Raw genomic sequence first — 4,934 nt, 5'->3', positions numbered from 1 at the left:
GCCTGCGACCGAAGGGCGATGCGTGATGACGATCGTGGTGACGCCCGCCGCGCGCGCGGCCGCCAGTACCGCTTCGAGCGCCGTTTCGCCGGCGCCATCGAGATGCGTGCTCGGCTCGTCCAGCACCAGGATGCGCGGATTGCCGTAGAAGGCGCGCGCCAGCCCGATCCGCTGCCGCTCGCCGCCCGACAGCGTCCCGGCGACCATCGTCTGGTAGCCGTCGCGCAGCGAAAGGATCAGCTCATGCGCCTCGGCGCGTCTTGCCGCCTCGATGATCGCCGCGTCGTCCGCGCCTGCCTCGAAGCGGGCAATATTCTCGCTGACCGAGCCGGGGAAAAGCTCCACCTCCTGCGCCAGATAGCCGATATGCCGGCCAAGCTGGCTCTCGTCCCAGGTCCTGAGCTCGGCGCCGTCGATCCGGACCGAGCCGCCGCTCGGCTGGGTCGCCCCGACAAGCAGCCGCGCCAGCGTCGATTTGCCGGCGCCGCTCGGGCCGACGATCGCCACTGCTTCGCCGGGCTGAATCGCGAAGCTCAGCCGCTTCAGGATCGGCTCGGCGCCGAACGTCGCATTCGGCCCGATGAAGAAAAGATCCTGCGCGGCAATCGCGCCGGCCGGATCGGGCAAGGTTAGTTTGCTTGCTTGTGCCGGCTGCGCCGCAAGCGCGACCTGCAGCCGCGTCCAGGCGCGCCTGGCCTCGCCGATCTGTCGCCACGAACCGATCAGCTGGTCGAGCGGCTGCAGCGCGCGCGACGACACCAGCGAGGAGGCGAAGATCATGCCGGCCGTCATCTCGCCCTTCAGCACCAGCCAGGCGCCGGCGCCGAGGATCGCCAGCTGCAGAATCATGCGCAGCGCCCTGGAAGTGCCGCTGAAGATCGCGTTGGCGCTGGCCGAGCGGTCATGCAGCACGAGCGCCTCCGCCACATGCCGTCCCCATGCGCGCGCGGCGTTTTCCACCATCCCCATGGCGCGCAGCGTCTCGGCGTTGCGGGCAAAGGCCTGCTCGGCCCGGCTGGCCAGAGCCGAGCGCTCCGCGGAGAGCGCATCGTTCCTGCCGATGGCAAGCTGGTTGGCCACGACCAGCACGACCAGCAGCGCGGTGCCGCCGAGCGTCACCCAGAACAGCACCGGATGGATGAGGTAGAGCAGGCCGAGGAAGACCGGCGCGAAGGGCAGGTCGAACAGCACCGCCACACCGCGCGAGCGGATGAAGGCGCAGACCGCGGCGAGGTCGGCGAGCGGCGACGGCCCGCTCCGGTCGCCGAGCGAAGCGGCGAAAACCGTCGCGCCCAACCTGTCATTGACGGTGGCGGCGATGCGCTGCGTGTAGACGGCGCGGACGGCGTCGAGAAAGCCGAGGAAGCCGAGCGCCGCGACTGCGATGACCGACAGATAGACCAGCGTTTCGACGCTGGAGGAGGGCAGCACCCGGTCATAGACCTGGAGCAGGTAAAGCGGGACCACCAGCAGCAGCAGGTTGATCAGCAGCGAGAACAGGCCGACATCGCTGACCGCGCGCAGGAACACGCCGCGCAGGGAAACGGGCCGCAAGCTGGTCGGAGGGCGCTCTCGCGACATTGCCCTGGACGCCTAGGCTGTGTGTTCGGCCGTGACGTTCAAATGGCTCTGCTGCAGTTCGTCCAGCGTGTAGGCGTGAATGTAGTCGATCTTCATCTGGGCCGGCGTGGCGAGATGATCCGGCGGCGCGCCGGCCTGGCCGCCGACCGCGAGATCGACCAGCATGTACATCGGCTTGTTCATGTCCGACGGGGTTGCCGCTTGCGCGACCTGCACGCCGTCATAGGTCCAGACCAGCTTGTCCGGCGTCCACAACAGGCCGTAGGTGTGGAAGCCGGCGGTATCCATGACGTTCACCGTGGATCCGACCGTCGTGTGCTGGCCCGTCTCGAGGGTATGCCCCGTCATCAGCAGCGAATTCGGCTTTTGGCCATACATCTCCACCACGTCGAGTTCCGGCGGCCACGAACCGTCTTCCGGCAGCAGCCAGAAGGCCGGCCAGGCGCCGGCGTTTTCCGGCAGGTCGGCGCGCATTTCGAAATAGCCATAGGTCTGCGAGAACGAGTCATGCGTGGTGAGCAAGCCGGAGGTGTATTCGTAATTGTTGATCAGCGGCTTGATGTCGGCCGGCGCCTGCGCCGCGGTGATGGTGAGCACGCCATTGTCGATGCTGAACGGATGCACCGAGCTGGTCGGCGCGTAATTGGCGTCGATATACCATTGCAGCTCGTTGTTCCGGGTCAGCGTGCTGCCGTTCGCCGCGCCCCACCAGAAGTTGGTGTCCCAAGTGCCGCCCTGGCTATTGTTGAGGTTCAGCGTGTTGAACTCGTCGCTGAAGGACAGCGTCATGCCGGACTTGTCGATCGGCAGCTGGAACTGGCTGGGCTGGAACTTGTCGATGGTCGTGTTCTTGAATTCGAGGATCTCGCCCGATCCGAGGTTCAGCACCACATTCGGCCCCGCCTGGATCATGCTGTCGTGGATGGCGGCGAAGGTAGTGAAGCCGTAGCCATCGAGCCGCACGGTGTCGTTCGCGGCGAAATTGACGATGGAGTCGCTGCCATTGCCCTTGGCGATGATGAAAGTGTCGGCGCCGCCGCCGCCGCCATCGATCAGCACATCGTTGCCCGCGCCGCCGTCCAGGGTCTGGCCGCCGCCCTTGGCGGTGATGATATTGTCCAGCGCATTGCCGAAGGCATAGTTGTGGGCGTTGGTGACGACGAGGTTCTCGACATTGTTGGGCAGCGTGTAGCTCATCCATGTGTTGATGGTGTCGACGCCCTGGCCGGCGTACTCGACCACTTTGTTGCTCGCCGAATAGAGGTAATAGATGTCGTCGCCTTGGCCGCCATACATGGTGACGTTGACGCCGCTGGAGGCCCAGATGGAGTCGTTGCCGCTGCTGCCGTTGAACGTCCCGGGCGAGGACGCCGAAAACCAATGGTTGGAAGCGCCGCTATAATAAAGAGGAACGCCTATCGCGTTGACGACGAAGCTCATCGGACACTCCTTCCTGGGTGGTGGCTGACTTTCAGGCCAACCTGCAAAGCCGGCCTATGGTTCCAAGGAATCGCGTCACAGTACAGTAAAAATTGCCATTCATCGATTAATGATTAGAAATGATTATGATAAGGTGTATCTAATGCAATTTAAGCGCGATAATTACACCTCGAATTACCCAATTTTACTCAATATTGCGAGACTCATGCCAAAATATTGGGCAGAATGCTGCTCGTGATCGCAATTGACCAGCGCGGCGCCCGCGATGAACGAGGGTTGAGTCGCCAAGCGCGACGGTGGACATTCGAGCCGGAAACCCGATCGCAGCACCAACGTCCTATCCCCGTCACAAAGCGGCACGGTAGCCGCGGGGCGAAAAATTTGACAGTCTCTGTCGGATCGGCTGGAGGTCGCCCGTCCTTAGGGCATCGATCAACGAAACCAGAGAGGATATCGAGACATGCCGAGCACCATCCACCTGCACCGCGTCCTGGCGACCAAGCCGGAGAAGGTCTACCGCGCATTCGTCGAGGCCGACGCGCTGGCCAAGTGGCTGCCGCCGAACGGCTTCACCTGCACGGTGCATGAGTTCGAGGGCAAGGTCGGCGGCGCCTACAAGATGTCCTTCCGCAACTTCACCACCGGCGGCAGCCATTCCTTCGGCGGCGAATTCGTCGAACTCGTCCCAGGCGAGCGCCTGCGCTACACCGACCGCTTCGACGATCCCAACCTTCCGGGCCAGATCGAGGTGACGGTGACCTTGAAGAAAGTGTTGGTCGGCACTGAGATCAACATCACCCAGGCCGGCATCCCGGACGCCATTCCCGCCGAGGCCTGCTATCTCGGCTGGCAGGAATCGCTGCGCAATCTGGCCAAGCTCGTCGAGCCGGAGATCAATCAATAGTCTCGGGCAAACCGGCGCGGTTGCCGTGATCCTCCCGCCTGGAATTGCGTCAAACCGAAAAACGTGGCGGCCGGGTTCCCGGCCGCCGCGTTCCCCAAGGTAAGCAATATTTCACCAAGCGCTGATAAAAGCCGCTGTCATGGATCGCAACAAGAACAACGACCTCTTTGTCCTGATGGCCGCGCTTGCCGCCATCGCGATCTACAACATTGCCTGCGGCATCAAGATGGGCGAAGTCCGAGGCAAGCTGCACTGGGTCGCGCTCTCGGATGATCCGACACGGTTCTGGAATATCGTGGTCGGCAATTCGATCGTCCTGGTGGGCTCGATAGCCTTCCTATGCGTTCTGTGGGTGATCAATTCACGCAAGCCGGGATGATCTGAGGCGGCGTCCTCGCCACCCTCATATCGCCCTTGTGATGCCCCCATCCACGCGAATGTTCTGTCCCGTGATGTAGGCCGCCCCGTCCGAAGCCAGGAACGAGATCGTCGCGGCGATCTCTTCCGACGTGCCGTAGCGCTTCATCGGCACACTGTCGCGGCGCTCGTTCGTCGTCGGCAGGCTGTCGATCCAGCCGGGCAGCACATTGTTCATGCGGATGTTGTCGGCCGCATAGGTGTCGGCGAAGATCTTGGCGAAGGCGGCAAGCCCGGCGCGCGCCACGGCCGAGGTTGGGAACATCGGGCTCGGCTCGAACGCCCAGGCGGTCGAGATGTTGATGATGACGCCTGATTTCTGCTTCTGCATCACCGGCGTCACCAGCCGGGTCGGGCGCACGGCGTTGAGGAAATAGGTGTCGATGCCCTTGTGCCAGTCCTCGTCGCTGATCTCGATGATCTGCGCGCGCGGCCCGTGGCCGGCGCTGTTGACCAGCACGTCGATGCGGCCCCAGCGCTCCAGCGCGCCGTCCGTGAGGCGCTTCAGGTCGTCATTCGACTGGTTGGAGCCGGTGACGCCGAAGCCGCCGAGTTCCTTGCCCAGCGCCTCGCCCTTGCCGGAGGAAGAGAG

Annotated in this window: 5 protein-coding genes; 2 read left to right on the top strand and 3 right to left on the bottom strand. The window is 63.7% G+C overall.

The window, feature by feature from the left end; genetic code table 11:
• Together EOA27_RS21830 and EOA27_RS21825 are read right to left on the bottom strand one after the other, a co-directional pair.
• Positions 1–1,581: type I secretion system permease/ATPase (locus tag EOA27_RS21830; RefSeq protein ID WP_127257134.1), on the bottom strand; the 1,581-nt coding region annotated here is incomplete at its 3' end.
• Between the two features lie 12 nt (positions 1,582–1,593).
• The gene (locus tag EOA27_RS21825; RefSeq protein ID WP_126083423.1) at positions 1,594–3,021 is read right to left on the bottom strand and encodes a family 16 glycosylhydrolase; all 1,428 of its coding nucleotides are present in this window, start codon (positions 3,019–3,021) and stop codon (positions 1,594–1,596) included.
• 460 nt (positions 3,022–3,481) lie between these two features.
• Between EOA27_RS21825 and EOA27_RS21820 the strand changes: the two genes are divergently transcribed.
• Together EOA27_RS21820 and EOA27_RS21815 are read left to right on the top strand one after the other, a co-directional pair.
• A complete protein-coding gene (locus EOA27_RS21820; protein ID WP_126061566.1) occupies positions 3,482–3,925 on the top strand; it encodes an SRPBCC family protein in 444 nt (147 codons plus the stop codon).
• Between the two features lie 139 nt (positions 3,926–4,064).
• Positions 4,065–4,304, top strand: a complete 240-nt coding sequence (locus EOA27_RS21815) for a hypothetical protein (RefSeq protein WP_126083422.1) — start codon at positions 4,065–4,067, stop codon at positions 4,302–4,304.
• A gap of 24 nt (positions 4,305–4,328) precedes the next feature.
• On the opposite strand, the gene EOA27_RS21810 is transcribed toward EOA27_RS21815, so the two are convergent.
• Positions 4,329–4,934, bottom strand: a 606-nt coding sequence (locus tag EOA27_RS21810; protein ID WP_127257132.1) for an SDR family oxidoreductase, incomplete at its 5' end; no start/stop codon positions are given.

The sequence above is a fragment of the Mesorhizobium sp. M2A.F.Ca.ET.037.01.1.1 genome (assembly GCF_003998075.1).
Lineage (GTDB): Bacteria > Pseudomonadota > Alphaproteobacteria > Rhizobiales > Rhizobiaceae > Mesorhizobium.
The sequence above is the reverse complement of the archived record's forward strand: the minus strand, read 5'-3'. Positions and strand labels throughout refer to the sequence as shown.

Bases quoted from the DNA above. Each gene is read 5' to 3' on its own strand.
- EOA27_RS21825 (WP_126083423.1), bottom strand. From the start codon at position 3,021: ATGAGCTTCGTCGTCAACGCGATAGGCGTTCCTCTTTATTATAGCGGC.
- EOA27_RS21820 (WP_126061566.1), top strand. From the start codon at position 3,482: ATGCCGAGCACCATCCACCTGCACCGCGTCCTGGCGACCAAGCCGGAG.
- EOA27_RS21815 (WP_126083422.1), top strand. From the start codon at position 4,065: ATGGATCGCAACAAGAACAACGACCTCTTTGTCCTGATGGCCGCGCTT.